This is a genomic window from Pseudoleptotrichia goodfellowii (genome assembly GCF_007990505.1).
Taxonomy (GTDB): Bacteria; Fusobacteriota; Fusobacteriia; order Fusobacteriales; family Leptotrichiaceae; genus Pseudoleptotrichia; species Pseudoleptotrichia goodfellowii.
Genome location: NZ_AP019822.1, coordinates 2072795 through 2093287, shown reverse-complemented (window position 1 = coordinate 2093287; position 20493 = coordinate 2072795). Strand labels below are relative to the sequence as shown.

Genomic DNA, 20493 nt, shown 5'->3' with positions numbered 1-20493 from the left:
AATGGATAAAAAAATAAAAGGACTGGAATTGTCAAAACTTTATTTTGAAAATATATATTTACCCGAATTGCAAAAAAACTTTTCCGAACTGTTGGAAAGAATGGCGATAGGACTTGCAGGAGAGGGCTCCGAATGTTTCGGATATGATGACGAAATATCTCGGGATCATGATTTCGGTCCGTCCTGTTGTATATGGTTGACAGACTCGGATTATAATAATTACGGTAAAGAAATTCAGGAAAAACTTGATAAACTTCCAAAAGAATTTATGGGATTTAAAGCTCTTAATATAAGTGAATGGGGAAATGATCGTCGAGGAGTTTTGAATATGAATGACTGGTATTATAAATTTTTAGGAACAGAAGCAGGACCTGGAAATCTTTATGATTGGCGTCTTATTCCTGAAACGGCTCTTGCTTCTGCAGTAAATGGCGAGGTATTTGTTGATAACTTAGGAGAATTTTCAAAAATAAGAGAAAAACTTAAAAAATATTTTCCTGAAGACATAAGGCTGAATAAAATTGCTACAAGATGTATGAAAATAGGACAGTCAGGTCAGTATAATTTCCGGCGTTGTATGAAAAGAGGAGAAACCGTAGCTGCTAAAATTGCAGAAGCGGAGTTTATAGATGAAGCTATTCATATGATTCATCTGCTTAACAGAGAATATAAACTTTTTTATAAATGGATGCACAGAAGATTGAAAGAACTTCCGATTTTAGGAGAAAAATCTTATTTCCTTATAAAAGAATTATCTGAGTTGCCTGTAAATGAAGTAAACAGAAAAATCGAAATAATTGAAAATATTTGCATGGATATAATAGGAGAATTAAAAAAACAGAATATAGTGGACAAACATTTAAAAAGTGATTTTTTATCTGATTACGGACCTTATGTTCAGCATAAAATAAAAGATGAAAAACTGAGAAATTGGTCGCCTTGGCTGGATTAGGAGAAAACATGGACAAAGAAAAAATTATAAGAGAAATCCTTGAAAGAGAATGGGTGTTTTTTCAAATGGCTCAAAATACCGGAGGAAGAGCATCATGTCAGGATAATAAAAAAGAATTTATAATTATGAGAGAGAGCCAATGGAAAACCTTGCCGTTAAATATACTTGAAAGTTATCTGGAAGATTTGAAAATTGCGGAAGGAAACAAACAAAACATAGTTGTGGAAAAATATGCAAGAATGATGAAATACAGTGCACCTGATGAATATGAAAAAATAAAAAAGTTTTTGCCTGAAATTTCCGAAGAAAAAATGAAAATAGCAGATCAAATTGTTGAAATATATCTGGATTGGGAGCGGGATCTTATAAAAAAATATCCCAAGCTGACTGATAGAGGAAGACCGCTTAATTCAAAAGACGACACTCCCGAATACACTTCCATAGAAACTTATTTGAGAGGTGAGTTGCTTTCTTATTCGCTAAAAACGGTAAAATTATATTTTGATTATATAAAAGAATGTATCGAAAAAAATATAAATTTGGCAAAGATAAACATAGAAAATATTGTAAAAGAAAAAGGATACGCTTCTTTGGAAGATGCCGAAGATAAGATTTAAAAGGTTATAAAAAAGAAAAATTTAAAAAAATACGATAATTAATGAAAAAAAACTTGACAAATAACACTCATTAATATATAATTTGTTTTGTCTTTAAGAAATAAGTTGAAAATGTGCCTTGGTGGCGAAATCGGTAGACGCACAGGACTTAAAATCCTGTGGTAATTATTACCGTGCCGGTTCAAGTCCGGCCCGAGGCACCACAGAAACTTATTGAAAAGGATTTTGATGTCGCGGGATAGAGCAGTCTGGTAGCTCGTCGGGCTCATAACCCGAAGGTCGTTGGTTCGAATCCGGCTCCCGCCACCAATTTTGCCTAGATAGCTCAGTCGGCTAGAGCATGCGGTTCATACCCGCAGGGTCGAAGGTTCGAATCCTTTTCTAGGCACCAACTGAATTATAAAAATATATTTGCAGTTGATTCAATAGCAGGTATATTATAAATTATTTATATTTATGAAGAAGAAAGTGTTGAACTTTCTTTTTTTCTTATTCACAAATAAAGTGTCAATAAATCCTGACAAGGTCTTACAAAATAAAAATCATTGTTATTTTTAAAGCAATGGAGTATAATATTTCTATAAAATTAAGACAGCAAAAGTAAAGACAGAAAAAATGAGAGGTGATATGATGGAGTACACTAAATTGGGAAACACTGGATTGGAAGTATCTAAAATATGTTTGGGATGTATGGGTTTCGGAGATACTGAAAACTGGATTCACAAATGGGTTCTGGAAGAAGAGGAAAGCCGTTCGGTAATAAAAAAAGCCTTGGAATCGGGAATTAACTTTTTCGATACGGCGAATGTCTATTCTCTCGGAAGAAGTGAAGAAATTTTGGGAAAAGCATTAAAAGATTATGCTAAACGTGATGAAGTTGTAATTGCTACAAAAGTATTCTTTGAAATGCGTCAGGGAGCAAATGCCCGGGGATTGTCAAGGAAAGCTATTATGACCGAAATAGATAACAGTCTTAAAAGACTTGGAACAGATTATGTAGATCTTTATATAATTCATAGATGGGATTATAATACACCTATTGAAGAAACTATGTCATCTTTGCATGATGTTGTGAAGTCGGGTAAAGCAAGATATATAGGTGCATCGGCTATGTATGCGTGGCAGTTTCAAAAAGCCTTGAATACAGCTGAAAAGAACGGTTGGACAAAGTTTGTTTCGATGCAGAATCATTTGAATCTATTGTACAGAGAAGAAGAAAGAGAAATGATGCCTTTGTGCAAAGAAGAAAAAATAGCAGTAACTCCTTACAGCCCTCTTGCTTCAGGAAGATTGACAAGGGATATATCGGCAGAAAAAACTAAAAGAGAAGAAACCGATCAGACTGCAAAAGGAAAATATGATTCTACAATGGAATACGATAAAATAATAATTGAAAGAGTAAAAGAAATAGCTGAAAAATATAATAGACAAAGAGCTGAAATTGCTCTTGCGTGGTTACTTCAAAAAGAACAGGTTGCAGCTCCTATCGTCGGTGCAACAAAGTTTTCTCATATTGAAACAGCTGTATCGGCACTGGATGTGAAATTAACCGAAGAAGATATAAAGTTTCTTGAAGAACCTTATATCCCTCACAAAGTAATGGGAGCACTTTAATATAAAAAATTATAAAAATGAGGAAACAGATGAAAATACTTATAATAAGATTCAGCTCTTTCGGAGATATTGTGTTGACAACTCCTGTTATAAAAAAGATAAAGGAAAAATATCCTCAGGCGGATATAGATTTTTTAGTTTACGACACTTTTTCTGAAGCGATTTCTTTAAATCCGAATATTCGTAATCTGATAATATTTGAAAGAAAAGAAAGTAAAAACAGGGAATATATAAAAAATATTATAAATAAACTAAAAAATGAAAATTATGATTATGTCATAGATTTACATTCCAAAATTCTTTCAAGGATAATCGGAAAAAGTCTTGGGAACAAAAAAACGAAATATCTTAAATATAAAAAAAGAAAATGGTGGAAAACGTTACTTGTAAAAACAAAGTTAATAACTTATAATGCAGATTGCACTATTGTAGAAAGCTATTTTACCGCATTGAAAAAATTGGGAATCACTTTTGATAAAAGTTCCTTGCAATCGGGAAAAGGTGATGAACTGGAATTTTATTTTGATTCGATACAGGAAAAAGAATTAACTGAAAAATACGATTTATTGTCAAAACCTTATTTTGTATTGGCTCCGGGAGCCTCGAAATTCACAAAAAAATGGCCGTATTATAATGAGTTAGCAAAAAGAATAATCGAAAATAATGATATAAGAGTTTTTATTATAGGCGGAAAAGAAGATTATAATTCTGTTGAAGAAAAAGAAAAAATAATAAATTTATGTGGGAAAATATCTTTTAAAGAAAGCGGGATAATATTGAAATATGCCCGAATAGCAGTTGTAAATGATTCAGGACCTTTTCATATTGCGAGGGCATTAAAAGCAAAGATATTTGTATTTTTCGGGCCTACAGATCCGAAACTGTTTAATTTTGAAGATACAACTTTTCTGATTAAAAATCCTGATTGTCCAGCTCATTCTTTGTATGGAGATGACAAATTTCCGAAAAAATATGAAAAATGTATGTCGGATATTTCGGTAGATGAAGTTTATAATAAAATAATGACTGAAAATAAGGAGGATATGATTATCCAATAAGGAAGTGCTGATTTTCCAACTTCCGGTGTACGTATCTCGCTGATTGTATTGTTTCCGATGATGCGGGAAGATATTGATTGAGATAATCTTAAGTTTTAAAAATGAAAATACTTGCCTTTGAAACTTCCTGCGACGAAACATCTGTTGCAGTTGTAGAAAACGGGAAAAATGTACTGAGTAACATAATATCTTCCCAGATAGATATACATAAAGAATACGGAGGAGTTGTGCCTGAGATAGCTTCCAGACACCATATAGAAAATATATTGCCCGTTTTTAATGAAGCTATGGAAAAAGCAAAATGCACTCTAAAAGATATAGATTACATTGCTGTAACAAATACTCCCGGATTAATAGGGTCATTGCTTGTAGGACTTATGTTTGCCAAGTCTTTAAGTTATTCGAATGATATTCCGATAATTCCCGTAAATCATATAGACGGACATATTTTTTCAAGTTTTATTGAAAATGATATAAAGTTACCGGCAATTTCTCTGGTTGTCTCAGGCGGACATACAAATCTGTACTATATAAATGAAAATTTGGAAACGGAATTGATAGGAGAAACTTTAGACGATGCAGTAGGAGAAAGTTATGATAAAGTAGCAAGAATACTCGATCTGCCTTATCCAGGAGGGCCTGAAATTGAAAAGATTTCAACTTTCGGAGAAGATACATTAAAAATAAAAAAACCGGATGTAGATAATTTTGATTTCAGCTTCAGCGGAATAAAAACGTACGTTACAAATTTTGTAAACCGGGAAAAAATGAAAAATCATGAAATAAATAAAGAAGACATAGCCAAGTCTTTTCAGGAAACGGTTGTTAAAGTTCTGTATGATAAAGTAATAAAAGCTTTAGCTGAAAAAAAAGTAAAAACTGTATTGGTAGCAGGAGGAGTTTCCGCAAATAAAAGACTTAGAGAAAAGTTTAAAGAATTGCCTGAAAATGTGGAAATACATTTTCCGAAATTCGAGTATTGTACCGATAATGGAGCAATGATAGGTGCAGCAGCTTATTATAAGTTAAAAAATAAAAAAAGTTTTGAAAAAAATAAATATGATATTGATGCCGAATCTACAAAAGAAAAAAATAGAAAGTAAAAAAACTATATATAGTAAAAACGGATTTATAAACGATGTTATATTGTGGTCGAAAAATTTTTTTCAAAATTTTTTCAGAAATATCTTGACAAAGGGTAATAAATTTGGTAATATAATTTTTGTCAATTACGGGAGTGTAGTTGGCGAGGACAATGAAAACATGAGAAGAAGAAGCAAAGATGTGAAAAGATGAAATAATGGTGAAATAAAGGAAATATAGAGATATATTGAATGAAGAGTTTGATCCTGGCTCAGGATGAACGCTGACAGAATGCTTAACACATGCAAGTCGATGGGGAAGAATTAACTTGTTAATTTGGTAACCATGGCGGACGGGTGAGTAACGCGTAAAGAACTTACCTTTCAGACTGGGATAACAGAGGGAAACTTCTGATAAGACCGGATATAATTAATTGATTGCATGAGAGATTAATGAAAAGAGATGCTGAAAGAGAGCTTTGCGTCCTATTAGCTAGTTGGTAAGGTAATGGCTTACCAAGGCGATGATAGGTAGCCGGCCTGAGAGGGTGGACGGCCACAAGGGGACTGAGATACGGCCCTTACTCTTACGGGAGGCAGCAGTGGGGAATATTGGACAATGGAGGAGACTCTGATCCAGCAATTCTGTGTGCACGAAGAAGGTTTTCGGATTGTAAAGTGCTTTCAGTGGGGAAGAAGGAAGTGACGGTACCCACAGAAGAAGCGACGGCTAAATACGTGCCAGCAGCCGCGGTAATACGTATGTCGCGAGCGTTATCCGGAATTATTGGGCATAAAGGGCATCTAGGCGGACGATCAAGTCAGGGGTGAAAACTTGCGGCTCAACTGTAAGCTTGCCTTTGAAACTGATTGTCTAGAGTATTGGAAAGGTGGGCGGAACTACACGAGTAGAGGTGAAATTCGTAGATATGTGTAGGAATGCCGATGATGAAGATAGCTCACTGGACGATAACTGACGCTGAAGTGCGAAAGCTAGGGGAGCGAACAGGATTAGATACCCTGGTAGTCCTAGCTGTAAACGATGATCACTGGGTGTGGGCAGGAAGACTGTCTGTGCCGAAGCAAATGCGATAAGTGATCCGCCTGGGGAGTACGACCGCAAGGTTGAAACTCAAAGGAATTGACGGGGACCCGCACAAGCGGTGGAGCATGTGGTTTAATTCGACGCAACGCGAGGAACCTTACCAGATCTTGACATCCTACGAACATGTATGAGGATACATGGTGCCTTCGGGAACGTAGAGACAGGTGGTGCATGGCTGTCGACAGCTCGTGTCGTGAGATGTTGGGTTAAGTCCCGCAACGAGCGCAACCCTTATCGTTAGTTACCATCATTAAGTTGGGGACTCTAGCGAGACTGCCTGCGAAGAGCAGGAGGAAGGTGGGGATGACGTCAAGTCATCATGCCCCTTATGATCTGGGCTACACACGTGCTACAATGGGCAGTACAAAGAGGAGCGAGATAGTGATATGGAGCGAATCTTGAAAGCTGTTCTAAGTTCGGATTGAAGTCTGCAACTCGACTTCATGAAGTTGGAATCGCTAGTAATCGCAAATCAGCAATGTTGCGGTGAATACGTTCTCGGGTCTTGTACACACCGCCCGTCACACCACGAGAGTTGTTTGCACCTGAAGTTACTGGTCTAACTTAGGAGGAAGGTACCTAAGGTGTGAATAGTGATTGGGGTGAAGTCGTAACAAGGTATCCGTACCGGAAGGTGCGGATGGATCACCTCCTTTCTAAGGAGAAAAGAAAACATCTTTCTTCTTCTTGTGTTTAAATAAAGTCTAAAAAGGACAATGAGAAATGAATAGTAGGTAAAAGAGTTACAATGAAAAAAGCGAAATAAGGGCACACGGAGGATGCCTAGGCAACTAAAGCCGAAGAAGGACGTGATAAGCTGCGAAAAGCTATGTTAAGGTGCAAGTAACCGCAATAGACATAGATATCCGAATGGGAGAACCTGTATACTGGGAGAGTATACACGAGAGAGGTAAGTCCGTGAACTGAAACATCTAAGTAGCGGGAGGAAAAGAAAGTAAAAACGATTCTCTAAGTAGCGGCGAGCGAACGGGGAAGAGCCTAAACCATGTATGTGTAGAAGTTGGCGACGTTGCATATATGGGGTAGAGGGATATAGAATGAACAGATAGCCATAAAGTTTAAGTTATGTTGTATGAAGCGGAATTAGTTGGGAAGCTAAACCGAAGAAGGTGACAGTCCTGTATAGTGTAAGTATGATATAATGATAGATATAATCCCGAGTAGCATCGAACACGAGGAATTTGGTGTGAATCAGCGTGGACCAAATCACGTAAGGCTAAATACTTTAGTTGACCGATAGAGGAGAGTACCGTGAGGGAAAGGTGAAAAGAACCCTGAGCAAGGGAGTGAAAAAGAATTTGAAACCGTGTGCTTACAAGCGGTAGGAGCACAGAAATGTGTGACTGCGTGGATTTTGGTTAATCATCCTGCGAGTTATGATATGTGGCGAGGTTAAGTAAGCGGAGCCGAAGGGAAACCGAGTCTTAATAGGGCGACAAGTCGCATATCATAGACGCGAAACCTAGTGATCTAGGCCTGTCCAGGTTGAAGCTGGGGTAAGACTCAGTGGAGGACCGAACTCACCGCCGTTGAAAAGTTGGGAGATGAGATAGGTTTAGGGGTGAAAAGCCAATCGAACTAGGAGATAGCTCGTTCTCTCCGAAATGCATTTAGGTGCAGCCTTAATTTAGATATGTGGGGGTAGAGCACTGTATGATCTAAGGGGCATATAGCTTACCGAAATCAAGCAAACTACGAATACCATATATTGATGATTAGGAGTGAGTCTATGGATGACAAGGTCCATGGACGAGAGGGAAACAACCCAGACCACCGGCTAAGGTCCCAAATTATGTCTAAGTGGGAAAGGAGGTGGATATTCATAGACAACCAGGAGGTTGGCTTAGAAGCAGCCATACCTTAAAAGAGTGCGTAATAGCTCACTGGTCGAGAGTATCTGCGCCGAAGATATAACGGGCTAAGACATAAACCGAAGCTGTGGAATTAGAGTAATCTAATTGGTAGGAGAGCGTTCTGTAGGCCGAAGAAGGTGTACTGGAAGGTATATTGGAGGTATCAGAAGTGAGAATGCAGGAATGAGTAGCGAGAAGGATGGTGAGAATCCATCCGGCCGGAAGTCCAAGGTTTCCAGGGGAAGGTTTGTCCGCCCTGGGGGAGTCGGGACCTAAGCAGAGGCTAAGGAGCGTATGCGAATGGAAAATAGGTTAATATTCCTATACCACTATAATCGTTATTAGAGAAGGAGTGACGCAGGAAGGTATGTAAGAAGACTGACGGAATAGTCTTTCTAAGGGAGTAGCATGAATATATAGGCAAATCCGTATATTTAAATGTGAGACCTGATGGGTAAGTACCATATGGTATAAGTTACAGATCCTACACTGCCGAGAAAAACTTCTATCGAGAGAAGTAGTGCCCGTACTGAAAACCGACACAGGTGGACAGAGTGAGAAACTTAAGGCCGACAGGATAACTCAGCTAAGGAACTCTGCAAAATAGCCCCGTAACTTCGGGAGAAGGGTACCTAATATACTTGAGTGGAGAGACACCACGAGGGGAAATAGGTCGCAGTGAAGAGTCCCAAGCAACTGTTTACCAAAAACACAGGTCTATGCTAAGCTGAAAGGCGACGTATATGGGCTGACACCTGCCCAGTGCCGGAAGGTTAAGAGGAGGATTGAGAGATTCGAATTGAAGCCCCGGTGAACGGCGGCCGTAACTATAACGGTCCTAAGGTAGCGAAATTCCTTGTCGGGTAAGTTCCGACCTGCACGAATGGTGAAATGATTTGGGAGCTGTCTTGGCTGGAGACCTGGTGAAGTTGTAATGTCGGTGAAGATACCGATTACCTGCAGTAGGACGGAAAGACCCCGTGGAGCTTTACTGTAGCTTGGCATTGGGTTTTGGCAATGTGTGTATAGGATAGTTGGGAGACTGAGAAGATAAGGCGTCAGTTTTATCAGAGTCGTCGTTGGAATACCAACCATATGTTGTTGAAATTCTAATCATATATTTGTAGTATATGAGACAGTGCCAGGTGGGCAGTTTGACTGGGGCGGTCGCCTCCAAAAGAGTAACGGAGGCGTTCAAAGGTTCCCTCAGGTTGGATGGAAATCAACCGGAGAGTGCAAACGCAAAGGGAGCTTGACTGCGAGACTGACGGGTCGAGCAGGTACGAAAGTAGGAGTTAGTGATCCGGCGGTGCTGAATGGAAAGGCCGTCGCTCAACGGATAAAAGCTACCCCGGGATAACAGGCTGATACTTCCCAAGAGTCCATATCGACGGAAGTGTTTGGCACCTCGATGTCGGCTCGTCTCATCCTGGGGCTGGAGAAGGTCCCAAGGGTTGGGCTGTTCGCCCATTAAAGAGGCACGCGAGCTGGGTTCAGAACGTCGTGAGACAGTTCGGTCCCTATCCACTGCAGGCGTTAGAATATTGAAGAGATCTGTCCTTAGTACGAGAGGACCGGGATGGACAAACCTCTGATGTACCGGTTGTTACGCCAGTAGCATGGCCGGGTAGTCACGTTTGGAAGGGATAATCGCTGAAAGCATCTAAGTGAGAAGCCCACTTTAAGATGAGTATTCTTTTAAGTAACCATCGAGAACAGGTGGTGATAGGCTGGAGGTGTAAGTACAGTAATGTATTTAGCTGACCGGTACTAATATTACGTTAGCTTTTTATTTAACTTCTTTTACTACTACTATTTATTTCTCATTGTCTTTATATTCAGTTTGGTGATCTTAGCAACAGGGATACACCCGGTTACATTTCGAACCCGGCAGTTAAGTCTGTTTACGCCTAAAATACTTAGATTTACTTCTAGGGAAAATCGGTAATCGCCAAACTTTTTCTTTTTTGCGTCTCCGTAGCTCAGTCGGTTAGAGCATTTGGCTGTTAACCAAAGGGTCGTTGGTTCGAATCCATCCGGGGACGCCATTTTTTTTATATTTTCTTTTCTTTCTTTTCTATTATTTTTTTGATATAATATATATAATTAAAAATATTTGCCGGAGAATTTTTATGAAAACAGTTTTAATAACAGGTGCAAGTAGCGGGATAGGTTATGAACTTTCCAAATTGTATGCTGAAAACGGATATAATTTAGTTCTTGCAGCGAGAAGAACTGAAAATTTAAGTGTTCTGAAAGATGATATTTTGAAGAATATTAGCGATAACTTATTGATAGAAATTATTTCTGTTGATTTGTCTGAGGAAAGATCAGCTTATGAGTTATTTGATATTATAAAATCAAAAGGTATTGAAATTGACGTATTAATAAATAATGCCGGATCAGGTATATATGGAGAGTTTGCTGAATATTCCTCTGAACAGATGCAAAGAAATGACAGAATGATAAATTTGAATGTAAAATCGGTAGTTGAGCTTACAAAACTGTTTCTTGATGATATGATTAAAAAGAACGAAGGAAGTATACTGAATGTTTCTTCTATTGCGGGATTTCAGCCGGGAGGACCTTTAATGGCAAATTATTATGCGAGTAAAGCATATATATTATCTTTTTCGGAAGCTTTAAGAGAGGAATTAAGAAAGACGAATGTTACAATCTCTGTTTTATGTCCGGGTCCTACAGATACTGAATTTGAAAAAAGTTCTAATTTAACAGGTTCAGGATTGTTTTCAAAGTTGAAAGTGATGACTGCAAAAGAAGTTGCAGAAATTGCTTATAGGGATTTTACTAAAAAGAAAAGGATTATAATACCGGGATTTATGAATAAACTGGCGGTATTAGGAGCTAAAATATCGACCAGAAGATTAACTGTCAGACTTGTAAGAAAGTTACAGGAAATAAAGGATAACTAATTTATATATTGATGAATAGGAAAGGAAGAAGATGGAAAAAAGATATTTTGAAAGTTTTGATAATACAAAAATTCCTTATTTGTATTTTGAGTCAAATCGGGGAGAGCAGTTTAAAAATAATATTATTATATTTCACGGAGTTGCGGAGCCTGTGGAAAGATACGAAGAATTCGGAAATTTTCTGTCTGCAAACGGATATAATGTGTTTATTCCCGAGATAAGAGGACATGGAGAGCTAAAAGAGGGAGAAATAGGAGATTTCGGTAAAAAAGGCATACAGAATGTTTTTGGAGATATAAATGAGTTTTTTGAAAAAGAGTTATTTCCTAAAGGAATAAAATCAGAAAATACAACTTTGTTTGGACATAGTATGGGATCTTTAATAGTTGCAAATTGGGCTATAGAAAATAATTATAAATATTTTATATTGTCGGGGTTTCCTGTTAAAAAAAATTCGGAACTTTTCGGTGCAAAGCTGCTTTCATTTTTTGAAAGAATGCTCATATTTAAGAAGAAATCTTTTTTCAATAAAGAATTTAAAAAATATAACAGTTTTTTTGCACCTAATCAGACAAAATTTGACTGGTTGTCCAGAAATAATGAGGAATGCAGTAAATATGAAGAAAGCGAATTGTGCGGATATGCTCTTTCGCCTAAAGTTTTTGTAGGAATAATAAAAATGATGAATTTTATAAATAAAAAATATAAAAAAATAAGACCTGATGCGAATATGCTCATAATTCACGGAACTGAGGATAAAGCTATGGATATAGATTATGTAAATAAAATCTTGTCAGTTCTCAGAAAAAAGAAAAGAAGAATCAATGTGCTTGCCAATGAAGGAGGACGGCATGAGTCATTGAACGAAATTAATAAATATGTGATTTATGATGAAATATTGAAATGGTTGAATGAAAGGGAAAAATAGTTTGCTTTGTGAGAAAAACTATAAAATAAAGAGTGTATAATAGAGTATTTTTTACTATTTATTAAAGCTAAAATATTTTTAAATATAAAATCAGGAGGAATTAGAAATGAAAAGTATAAAAGAGGATTTTTCTTTAATGGCTATTTTACTTATACCGGTGGCTGTGGCGATAAATATGGCAGGATTTGGAATTGTAAAGTTACTTCAGTTACCTATATTTTTGGATACTGTAGGAACAATTTTTATAAGTTTTCTTGCAGGTCCTTGGATAGGAGCTATTGCGGCTATACTTACCAGCATTGTTTCAGGAATGTTTGATCCTGTGTATCTTGCCTATATTCCTACTTCGGTTTTTTTGGCATTAGTGGCAGGATTTCTGGCAAGATTTAAGTTCGGAAACAATGTTATAATAAAAATAGCAGTTTCGTCTTTGATACTTACAACTGTTGCAGTTGTGGTTTCAGCACCTATAACTGTATTAGTATTTGGGGGTTCTACGGGAAATATGACTTCTTCCATAACAGGACTATTTTTGGCATCAGGAAAACAAATATGGGAAGCTGTAATAAGTTCAACTATAATAACTGAATTTGCTGATAAGCTTGTGACTGTAATAATATGTATTTTAATACTGAAAAGTATGTCATCAAGATATTTAATAAAATTTAAATTCGGTGAGAAATATATAAATAAATCCAAAAAATAAAAATCGGAGGATAGTAATGGAAAAAAGAATAACAAAAAAACTTTATCCGACTACAAATTTATTATTGGCAATAGTCTTAATAATATCTGCATTTATAGTGCCTGATTACAGATATTCATATTTTATATTTATAATATGTGGTGTAATTGTTTATTTTTATGGAAAGTTAAATACCTATTTAAAACAGGTTTTTAGAAGTTTGATATTACTTTTTATAATAATATTTATTATACAAAGTATTTTGATTCCGGGAAAAGAAGTATTGATAAAACTTGGTTTTATATCAATTTATAAGGATGGATTTATGAGAGCGGTGAATCTTACTTCAAAAATAACAGCTTTTGTTTCAGCAATCGCAATGTTTTTTCAGATAACAGAAATAAGAGATTTTGTTATTTCATTGGAAAAGGCAGGATTAAACTCCAAAGCTGCTTATGTAGTAATGCTTACTTTACAAATAATACCGGAAACAATGAAACGTTCAAAAATTATAATGGATTCTCAAAAAGCAAGAGGAGTGGAAACAGAGAGTAATATTTTTACAAGAGCAAAAGCTTTTATTCCTGTATTTTTTCCGCTTATACTTTCATCTATAGAAGGTACGGAAGAAAGAGCTATAACTTTAGAAGTGAGAGGGTTTTCTTCGGGAGCAAAAAAAACACGATTGTATGATATTGAAAAAACTTCTTATGACAGAATATTCAGAATATTATTAATAATTTTCCTTATTTTATGCATTATCTGGAGGAAACTATGGAATATTTAAAATTGAAAGATATAAACTATAAATACCCTTTATCTGAAAACAAAGTATTAAAAAATATAAATCTCGATATAAAAAAAGGTGAATTTTGGGCAGTTATAGGAAAAAACGGAAGTGGAAAAACGACGTTTTGCAATTTGCTGAGGGGATTTGTTCCCGATTTTTATAAAGGAGAGTTATCAGGAGAGATAACTCTTGAAAATAAAAAACTTTCTGAATACAGTCAGAAAGAAATTGTTCAGAAAATAGGATTTGTGTTTCAGAATCCTTTTACTCAGATAAGCGGTGTAAAAGAAACTGTTTTTGAAGAAATAGCTTTCGGACTGGAAAATCTGGGATTTGAAGTAAGCTATATAAAAGATAAAGTGAATGAAATACTTCAGTTGTTGGGAATAGAAAATTTGAAAGATAAAAATCCTTATGAATTATCGGGAGGACAGGGACAAAAAGTGGCTTTGGCATCAATAATAGCTATGGAGCCTGAAATACTCGTGATTGACGAGCCTACTTCCCAGCTTGATCCTCAAGGAACTGAAGAAATATTTAAAATAATAAATATGCTCGCTAAAAAAGGAAAAACGATAATACTGGTAGAGCATAAAACTGAACTTATTGCTGAGTATGCCGAAAAAGTTATCGTTTTTGATGAAGGTGAAATTATACTAAAAGGGGATACAGAAGAGGTATTGAAAAATCCGATTTTGCTTGAAAAACAGATCGGAATGCCTCAATATGCAGTTCTCGCTTATAAATTAGAAGAAAAAATGCCGGAGAAAATAAAATTTGATGAAATACCGGTAACAAGAGCGGCAACTTTGAAAGAACTGAAAAAAATCATTGAAAGCTGACAGGAGGAACAAAGTGAGTTTTATAGAAATTGATAAAGTAAGTTTTATATATCCTGACGGGACTACGGCAATAGATGATATTTCTCTTAATATAGAAAAAGGGGAGAAGGTTGCAATTATAGGGCAAAACGGTGCCGGGAAAACAACAACTGTAAAAATGCTGAACAGATTGCTGAAACCTTCAAAAGGGCAAGTAATTGTAGACGGATGGAATACGAAAAATTATACAACTGCACAAATGAGCAGAAAAGTGGGATATGTATTTCAAAACCCTATGGATCAGATATTTCACAGTAATGTCTATGATGAAATTGCTTTCGGACCGAAAAAGCTCAAATATTCAGAGAGTGAAATAAAAAAAGTAGTTGAAAAAGCAATAGAAATGACAGGATTGAATGATTATAAAAAAGAAAATCCATATAATTTGCCTTATTCGGTAAGAAAATTTGTTACTGTTGCGGCGATAATCGCTATGGAAACGGAAGTCATTATTATGGATGAGCCTACAGCAGGACAGGATATGAAAGGGATAAAAATACTTGATGAACTGACACGGGAACTTATGAAACAGGGAAAAACTGTAATTACAATTACTCATGATATGGAATTTGTAGTAAATAACTTTGAAAGAATTGTAGTTATGGCAAATAAAAAAATAATAGGCGACGGAAATAAAAAAGATATTTTCAAAGAGTCGGAAATGCTGTCACAAGGGAAGATAAAATCCCCTTATATAAGTGATTTAGCAAATGAATTGTCTATGGATAAGAGTATTCTTACGATAAATGATTTTGTAGAAGAATTTTCCGAAAAAATCAAACAAAAAAATTAGTATAAGAATAAACAGAAAAGGCGGCGATGCCCTATGGAAATAAAAGGAATAATCGGAACGATAAAAGGAAATAAAATGAAAATAACAGTTATGTTTATATTTACAATGATTTTCGTTTCGTGTTATGCTATAAAAAATCCTAATCCTAAAAATAAAAGTACAACAGCTGTAGAAAAAGAAGATATCGTAAATGTGGATATGGAAAAAGTTATAGAGGAAATAAACTCAGAAATAAGAAAAACGGATAAAGATAAGAATTTAAAGAGAAAAGTCAAAGTAATTAAAGGTTTGGGAAAAGACAGTAAAAGTGAGTATACAGGTTATCGTACTAAAAACAATGAATTGAGAAAATTTGTAGTAAAACATTTTGCGGAAACAGGCAGATTAATTCAGGAATTTTATGTGAAAAACGGTAAAATATATTATCTTTATCAGAAAAAAATGACTTATAACAGACCTATCGGATGGACTAAAGCGAAAGCAAAAGAAAGCGGAGATACCGAATATTTTAATTTGGAAAAGTCCGAAGTTGAGGAAGCTAAATATTATTTTGATTTTGATGAAAATCTTGTGAGATTTATTTCTGAAGACGGCTCCATAAATGACAATCAGGAAATATTGAAAGTAATAAAGAATGACCTGAAAGACGAATATTTGATGAATATACAAAATATTAAATAAATTTTTTGAATAAGAATGAGGGATTTAAAGGGAGAAATCACGAAAAGTGAAAGAAAAGGAGAAAAAACTTGAAACAGGTTTATTTGGATAATGCGGCTTCGACCAAAATGATGCCGAAAGTTATCGAAAAGATTGCAGAATCTTACGGAGAAATTTATGCAAATCCCTCTTCGACACACAGATTAGGACAGAAAGCAAAAGGGATAATAGAAAAAACAAGGAATATAATAGCAGGATGTTTAGGAGCGGAAGCAAATGAGATAATATTCACATCAGGAGGAGCCGAAGGAAATAATCTCATTTTAAGAGGAGCACTAAATGCTTATGAATACAAAGGAAAGCATATTATAACTTCCAAAATAGAGCATTCTACCGTGTTGAAAACATGTCAGCAGCTGGAAAGGGAAGGGTATGAAGTAACTTATATAGATGTTGATAAAAACGGTGTTATTGATATTGAGCAGCTGAAAAATTCTGTGAGAAAAGATACCGTTATAGTTTCGATAATGTATGTAAATAATGAAACCGGAGTAAAACAGCCCATAGAAGAAATAGGAAAAATACTTGAAGGAACGAGTGTTCTTTTTCATACAGATGCAGTTCAGGCTGTGGGGAAAGAGATTATACTTCCTAAAAATGTCAGGATAAGTGCATTAACGGCTACGGCACACAAGTTTTACGGACCTAAAGGAGCCGGTTTTATATTTTTGGATAAAAATTTTCTTGTGGAAAAAGAAATATGGGGAGGCTCTCAGGAGAGAAATCAGAGAGCGGGAACTGAAAATATTCAGGGGATAATCGGATTGGGAACTGCTCTTGAGGAAGTTTACAGGACAATATACGAAGAAAAGGGAAAAGATGAGGAACTTCATAAATATATGGAAAATCGCCTGAAAAATGAAATAGAAAGATTAAAAATAAACGGAGAAAATGCACCGAGAATAAAAACTATTACGAATGTGTGCATTGAGGGGTGCGATGTACAGACTTTGCTTATTGCTCTTGATTTAAGAGGAATATATGTGAGCGGAGGTTCGGCGTGTATGTCGGGAGCTCATGAAAATTCTCATGTCCTTAAGGCGATGGGACTGTCTGAAGAAGAGCTTAAAAGCTCTTTCAGAATAAGTACAGGAAAATATACAACAAAAGAAGAAATAGACTATTTTATAGATAATTTAAAAGAAATTGTAAAAATAGAAAGAGGCGAATAGTTATTAAAAGAAGGTATAAGATTCTATGTATAAGTGATATTGAAATACTCGGCAATATGGAACCAGATTTTTTGAAACAGAGGTTTAAAAGTGTGGATTTTATAATGTCTGCAGGAGATGTTTCCAACAGATATCTGGATTATCTTGTATCGGTACTGGATAAAGATATTATTTGTGTAAACGGAAATCATATTTATCATAAAGATTTTCCTATAACATTTGCCAAAGTTATAGATGGAAAATTTATAAAATATAAAGGCTTGAGAATACTCGGGCTGGATGGCTGCAAGGTTTATTCGTTTAAGGAACATCAATATACCGAAAATCAAATGAAAATAAAAATTTTCAAAAATATTTTTCATCTCTTAAAAGGAGTGGACATTGTTTTAAGTCATGCTTCGCCTGAAGGTATTCACGATGTAGATGACGGAGTGCATAACGGATTTAAGATTTTTAATAAAGTAATAAAATATTTTAAGCCGAAACTTTGGATTCACGGACACATACATTTACCGAATTTTATGGAGCATCAGGATACTCAGGTCGAGAGTACGACAGTGTCCAACACGTTCGGATACAGAATATTCTTTGTTGAAAAGTAGTATTGTAAAAGGAGTAACAGCATGGATAATTCCATTTATTTATTTGAAGCGGAAGGAGCATACAAAAAATTTCTGAAATCATCAAAAGGGTTTTTGGGATTGAAAAAAAGAGAAAATCTCAAATCTTTCGGAGAAGTTCAGAAAAATGAAAATGCTTATAACAGTGTTTATTTGGGGATAAAAGAAGTTCCTTTAAGTAAAATCGTAGGAAGCGTAGAAAAATATACGGATTTTGATAAAAATTTTGTTCCTAAAAATAATATAGTAAAACAGAGATGGATGAATATATATACAGGATATATGGCAGAAAGTATGCTGCCCCCGGTAATTTTATACAAAATAAAAGATGACTATTATGTTTATGACGGGAATCACAGAATATCCGTTGCAAAGTTTTTAAATTTTGTATCTGTGGAAGCTGAAGTGGAAGAGTTTCTTCCTTCAAAAGACGCAGCTGATGAAATAATTTATAGGGAAAGTATGGTTTTTGAAAAAGAAACGGGGATTAAAGATGTTATCTTATCCAATCCTTTAAAATACAAACATTTGAAAAATGAGATCAAAAGTTATGTAAATTTTGTTCATAAAAAGAAAAACGAAGATGCCGATTACAAAACAGCTGCAGAAAATTGGAATAAAAATATATTTATTCCTGTAAAAATATTAATTGAAAAAAATGATATACTTAAAAATTTTCCGGATAACAATATTAATGATATTTTTTTGTTTCTTCTGGATCATAAATATTTTATGAGTGAAAAAATAGGAAAAAATATCGGGTATTTTTTAAGTACAGTCGATTTTATAAATAGAGTCAAGACTAATGAAAAAAGAAATTTAACAAATGAGTGCAGATTTGAAGACAAGGAAACTTTGGCAGCTTGTGAAAAATTAAGAAAAATTGATAATGAACTTATACATTCTTCTGAAGAAACGGAAATAAACGAAAAACTGTTTAAACTCACAGGAATAGATTTTCGATATGATAGAGTTCTGCTTGAAGAAGTTGAGAAAATCGGAACACCTGAAAAATGGTATGAAGAAAATTATAAAAAAATAACGGAATATTTTTACAATAAAGCCGATAAGCTCCCTGAAAAATATAGCAGATATTTACAATATTTTGAGGAAAATAGAATATTCGGATATATTTTTGAATATAAATGCTGTAAAAATTTTTTTGAAAATGAGAATCCTGAAATATCGGTTTTAAACTATATTATAGAGGTTTTTTTGCCCATTATTTCAAGTTTTGATGATACTGTCAGTGAGAAAGAAAAAATTATCTATTTATATGAAAAGATACAAAATCAGTATTTTTACCTGTTCAGGATTGAAAAAAGGCTTGTCGAAGAAGGTAAAACAACAAAATATGAAAAAATTATAGCTGATAATCTCCTGAATATAATGTCTTTTAAAAATGAACAGGGATATTACGATATAAAAGGAATTTTGATTAATCGAAAATACGAAGAATTTTTGGACAATCTTAAAAAGCCCGAGGAATTTTTAAATATATACAAAAAATACGGAGAATCGGGAAAATACGAAACATTTACCAAGTTGTTTGAAATGCTTGATATTTTAGGAGAAAAAAAATTTTTAAAAAAAATAAAAAATGACTTGAAAAAAATGTTCTTATCGGATGATATTTTGGCGGATTATAAAATGAAAGATATTTTGACCGAATTTAACAATAATTTGGGCAAAGAAAAAGATTTTTATAATAGAGAGAAATATTCTTTTATTGATTTTTATGCGGATATACTCTCTTTTACGAAAGAAACTGCAAAAGATGAAGATAACGGAAATATAGATTTGGATATAGATATTCTCGATATGGAGATGTATTATCGGGAAAAAGAGAAAATATATATTTAGATAACAGGAGGATTAATGAAAATAAAAGCAATATTTACTGATTTGGACGGTACACTTTTAAAAAATGATCATACTGTGCCGGAAAATGTGAAAGAAAAATTTAAAGAACTCGAAGAAAAAGGAGTAAAAATATTTATTTCTACAGGGAGAAGTTTCAAATCTTCTTATCCTTTTGTAAAAGAGCTCGATATAAAAACACCTGTAATCACTTATAACGGAGGTCGTATTGCAGATCCAGTTACTGAAGAAGTGATTTATGAAAAGCCTGTAAGTAAGGAAAATGTTGAAAAAATAATAGATATATCAAGGAAAAAAGGAATACACCTGAATCTTTATAATGACGATGAATTATACATTGAGGAAGAAGATGAAGAAGGAACAGGTTATGCGAAAAGAGTTGGGATACCTTATTTTTTGATTAATTTTGACGAATTTCGGGGGAAAACTTCGACAAAAGGGCTTTTTTTGGGAGATGCCGAAATATTGACAGAACTCAAAAAAGAATTGGAAAAAGAGCTTTCCGATGTGAATTTTGTGTTTTCACAGCCTACATATTTGGAAGTGCTGAATAAAGATGTAAATAAAGGCTTGGCAGTAACCGAAATGTTGAAGAAATATGATATTTCCCCTGATGAAGCGATGGCTTTCGGAGATCAGTGGAATGACCTGGAAATGCTAAAGGCTGTAAAATACGGTTATCTTATGGGAAACGCTGTAGAGGAACTGAAAAACATATTTCCTGAGGACAGGATAACATCGTCCAATGAAGAGGACGGAATATACAATATACTGAAAGATATTTAAGA

The 20493-nt window shown here is 34.8% G+C and carries 16 protein-coding genes, 4 tRNA genes and 3 rRNA genes; all 23 read left to right on the top strand.

Annotated elements, in window-relative coordinates:
• Nucleotide 1: 1 nt before the first annotated feature.
• The 23 genes from FVE72_RS10145 (at nt 2) to FVE72_RS10035 (ending at nt 20491) form a co-directional block, all read left to right on the top strand.
• Nucleotides 2-952, top strand: a complete 951-nt coding sequence (locus tag FVE72_RS10145; protein WP_026738234.1) for a DUF4037 domain-containing protein — start codon at nt 2-4, stop codon at nt 950-952.
• A gap of 8 nt (nt 953-960) precedes the next feature.
• The gene (locus FVE72_RS10140; protein WP_026738233.1) at nt 961-1569 is read left to right on the top strand and encodes a DUF4125 family protein; all 609 of its coding nucleotides are present in this window, start codon (nt 961-963) and stop codon (nt 1567-1569) included.
• 115 nt (nt 1570-1684) lie between these two features.
• Nucleotides 1685-1772: transfer RNA gene (locus FVE72_RS10135), tRNA-Leu, on the top strand.
• Nucleotides 1773-1801: 29 nt separating this feature from the next.
• A tRNA-Met gene (locus FVE72_RS10130) sits at nt 1802-1878 on the top strand.
• Nucleotides 1879-1883: 5 nt separating this feature from the next.
• Nucleotides 1884-1960 (top strand) — tRNA-Met (locus tag FVE72_RS10125).
• 236 nt (nt 1961-2196) lie between these two features.
• Nucleotides 2197-3183: an aldo/keto reductase gene (locus FVE72_RS10120; protein WP_232049450.1), complete on the top strand. Its 987-nt coding sequence runs from the start codon at nt 2197-2199 to the stop codon at nt 3181-3183.
• 29 nt (nt 3184-3212) lie between these two features.
• Nucleotides 3213-4241 carry a glycosyltransferase family 9 protein gene (locus tag FVE72_RS10115; RefSeq protein ID WP_036056219.1) on the top strand — a complete coding sequence of 343 codons (1029 nt, stop codon included), beginning with the start codon at nt 3213-3215 and terminating at the stop codon, nt 4239-4241.
• 101 nt (nt 4242-4342) lie between these two features.
• Nucleotides 4343-5344, top strand: a complete 1002-nt coding sequence (gene tsaD / locus FVE72_RS10110) for a tRNA (adenosine(37)-N6)-threonylcarbamoyltransferase complex transferase subunit TsaD (protein WP_026738230.1) — start codon at nt 4343-4345, stop codon at nt 5342-5344.
• Between the two features lie 228 nt (nt 5345-5572).
• Nucleotides 5573-7084, top strand: a 16S ribosomal RNA gene (locus tag FVE72_RS10105).
• A 95-nt stretch (nt 7085-7179) separates the two neighbouring features.
• Nucleotides 7180-10096, top strand: a 23S ribosomal RNA gene (locus FVE72_RS10100).
• A 48-nt stretch (nt 10097-10144) separates the two neighbouring features.
• Nucleotides 10145-10259 (top strand): 5S ribosomal RNA (gene rrf, locus FVE72_RS10095).
• The 16S, 23S and 5S rRNA genes sit together here with 1 tRNA gene alongside, the layout of an rRNA operon.
• A 14-nt stretch (nt 10260-10273) precedes the next feature.
• Nucleotides 10274-10350, top strand: a tRNA-Asn gene (locus tag FVE72_RS10090).
• 84 nt (nt 10351-10434) lie between these two features.
• Nucleotides 10435-11235 carry an SDR family NAD(P)-dependent oxidoreductase gene (locus tag FVE72_RS10085; RefSeq protein ID WP_026738228.1) on the top strand — a complete coding sequence of 267 codons (801 nt, stop codon included), beginning with the start codon at nt 10435-10437 and terminating at the stop codon, nt 11233-11235.
• Nucleotides 11236-11266: 31 nt separating this feature from the next.
• A complete protein-coding gene (locus FVE72_RS10080; protein ID WP_026738227.1) occupies nt 11267-12163 on the top strand; it encodes an alpha/beta fold hydrolase in 897 nt (298 codons plus the stop codon).
• 106 nt (nt 12164-12269) lie between these two features.
• Complete coding sequence (locus tag FVE72_RS10075) at nt 12270-12869, top strand: ECF transporter S component (RefSeq protein WP_026738226.1); 600 nt, start codon at nt 12270-12272, stop codon at nt 12867-12869.
• A gap of 16 nt (nt 12870-12885) precedes the next feature.
• On the top strand, nt 12886-13635 hold the full coding sequence (locus FVE72_RS10070; protein WP_006806944.1) for an energy-coupling factor transporter transmembrane component T: 750 nt from the start codon (nt 12886-12888) through the stop codon (nt 13633-13635).
• Nucleotides 13623-14480, top strand: a complete 858-nt coding sequence (locus FVE72_RS10065; RefSeq protein ID WP_006806948.1) for an energy-coupling factor ABC transporter ATP-binding protein — start codon at nt 13623-13625, stop codon at nt 14478-14480. The genes FVE72_RS10070 and FVE72_RS10065 overlap by 13 nt, the downstream gene beginning before the upstream one ends.
• A 13-nt stretch (nt 14481-14493) precedes the next feature.
• Nucleotides 14494-15312, top strand: coding sequence for an energy-coupling factor ABC transporter ATP-binding protein (locus FVE72_RS10060; protein WP_026738225.1), 819 nt, complete (start codon nt 14494-14496; stop codon nt 15310-15312).
• A 33-nt stretch (nt 15313-15345) separates the two neighbouring features.
• Nucleotides 15346-15993 carry a hypothetical protein gene (locus FVE72_RS10055; protein WP_026738224.1) on the top strand — a complete coding sequence of 216 codons (648 nt, stop codon included), beginning with the start codon at nt 15346-15348 and terminating at the stop codon, nt 15991-15993.
• Between the two features lie 68 nt (nt 15994-16061).
• Complete coding sequence (locus tag FVE72_RS10050) at nt 16062-17204, top strand: cysteine desulfurase family protein (protein ID WP_026738223.1); 1143 nt, start codon at nt 16062-16064, stop codon at nt 17202-17204.
• Complete coding sequence (locus FVE72_RS10045) at nt 17201-17806, top strand: metallophosphoesterase family protein (RefSeq protein ID WP_309299812.1); 606 nt, start codon at nt 17201-17203, stop codon at nt 17804-17806. Before FVE72_RS10050 ends, FVE72_RS10045 begins: the two co-directional genes overlap by 4 nt.
• 21 nt (nt 17807-17827) lie before the next feature.
• A complete protein-coding gene (locus FVE72_RS10040) occupies nt 17828-19687 on the top strand; it encodes a DUF4032 domain-containing protein (RefSeq protein ID WP_026738221.1) in 1860 nt (619 codons plus the stop codon).
• Between the two features lie 15 nt (nt 19688-19702).
• The gene (locus FVE72_RS10035; RefSeq protein ID WP_026738220.1) at nt 19703-20491 is read left to right on the top strand and encodes a Cof-type HAD-IIB family hydrolase; all 789 of its coding nucleotides are present in this window, start codon (nt 19703-19705) and stop codon (nt 20489-20491) included.
• Nucleotides 20492-20493: the final 2 nt, after the last annotated feature.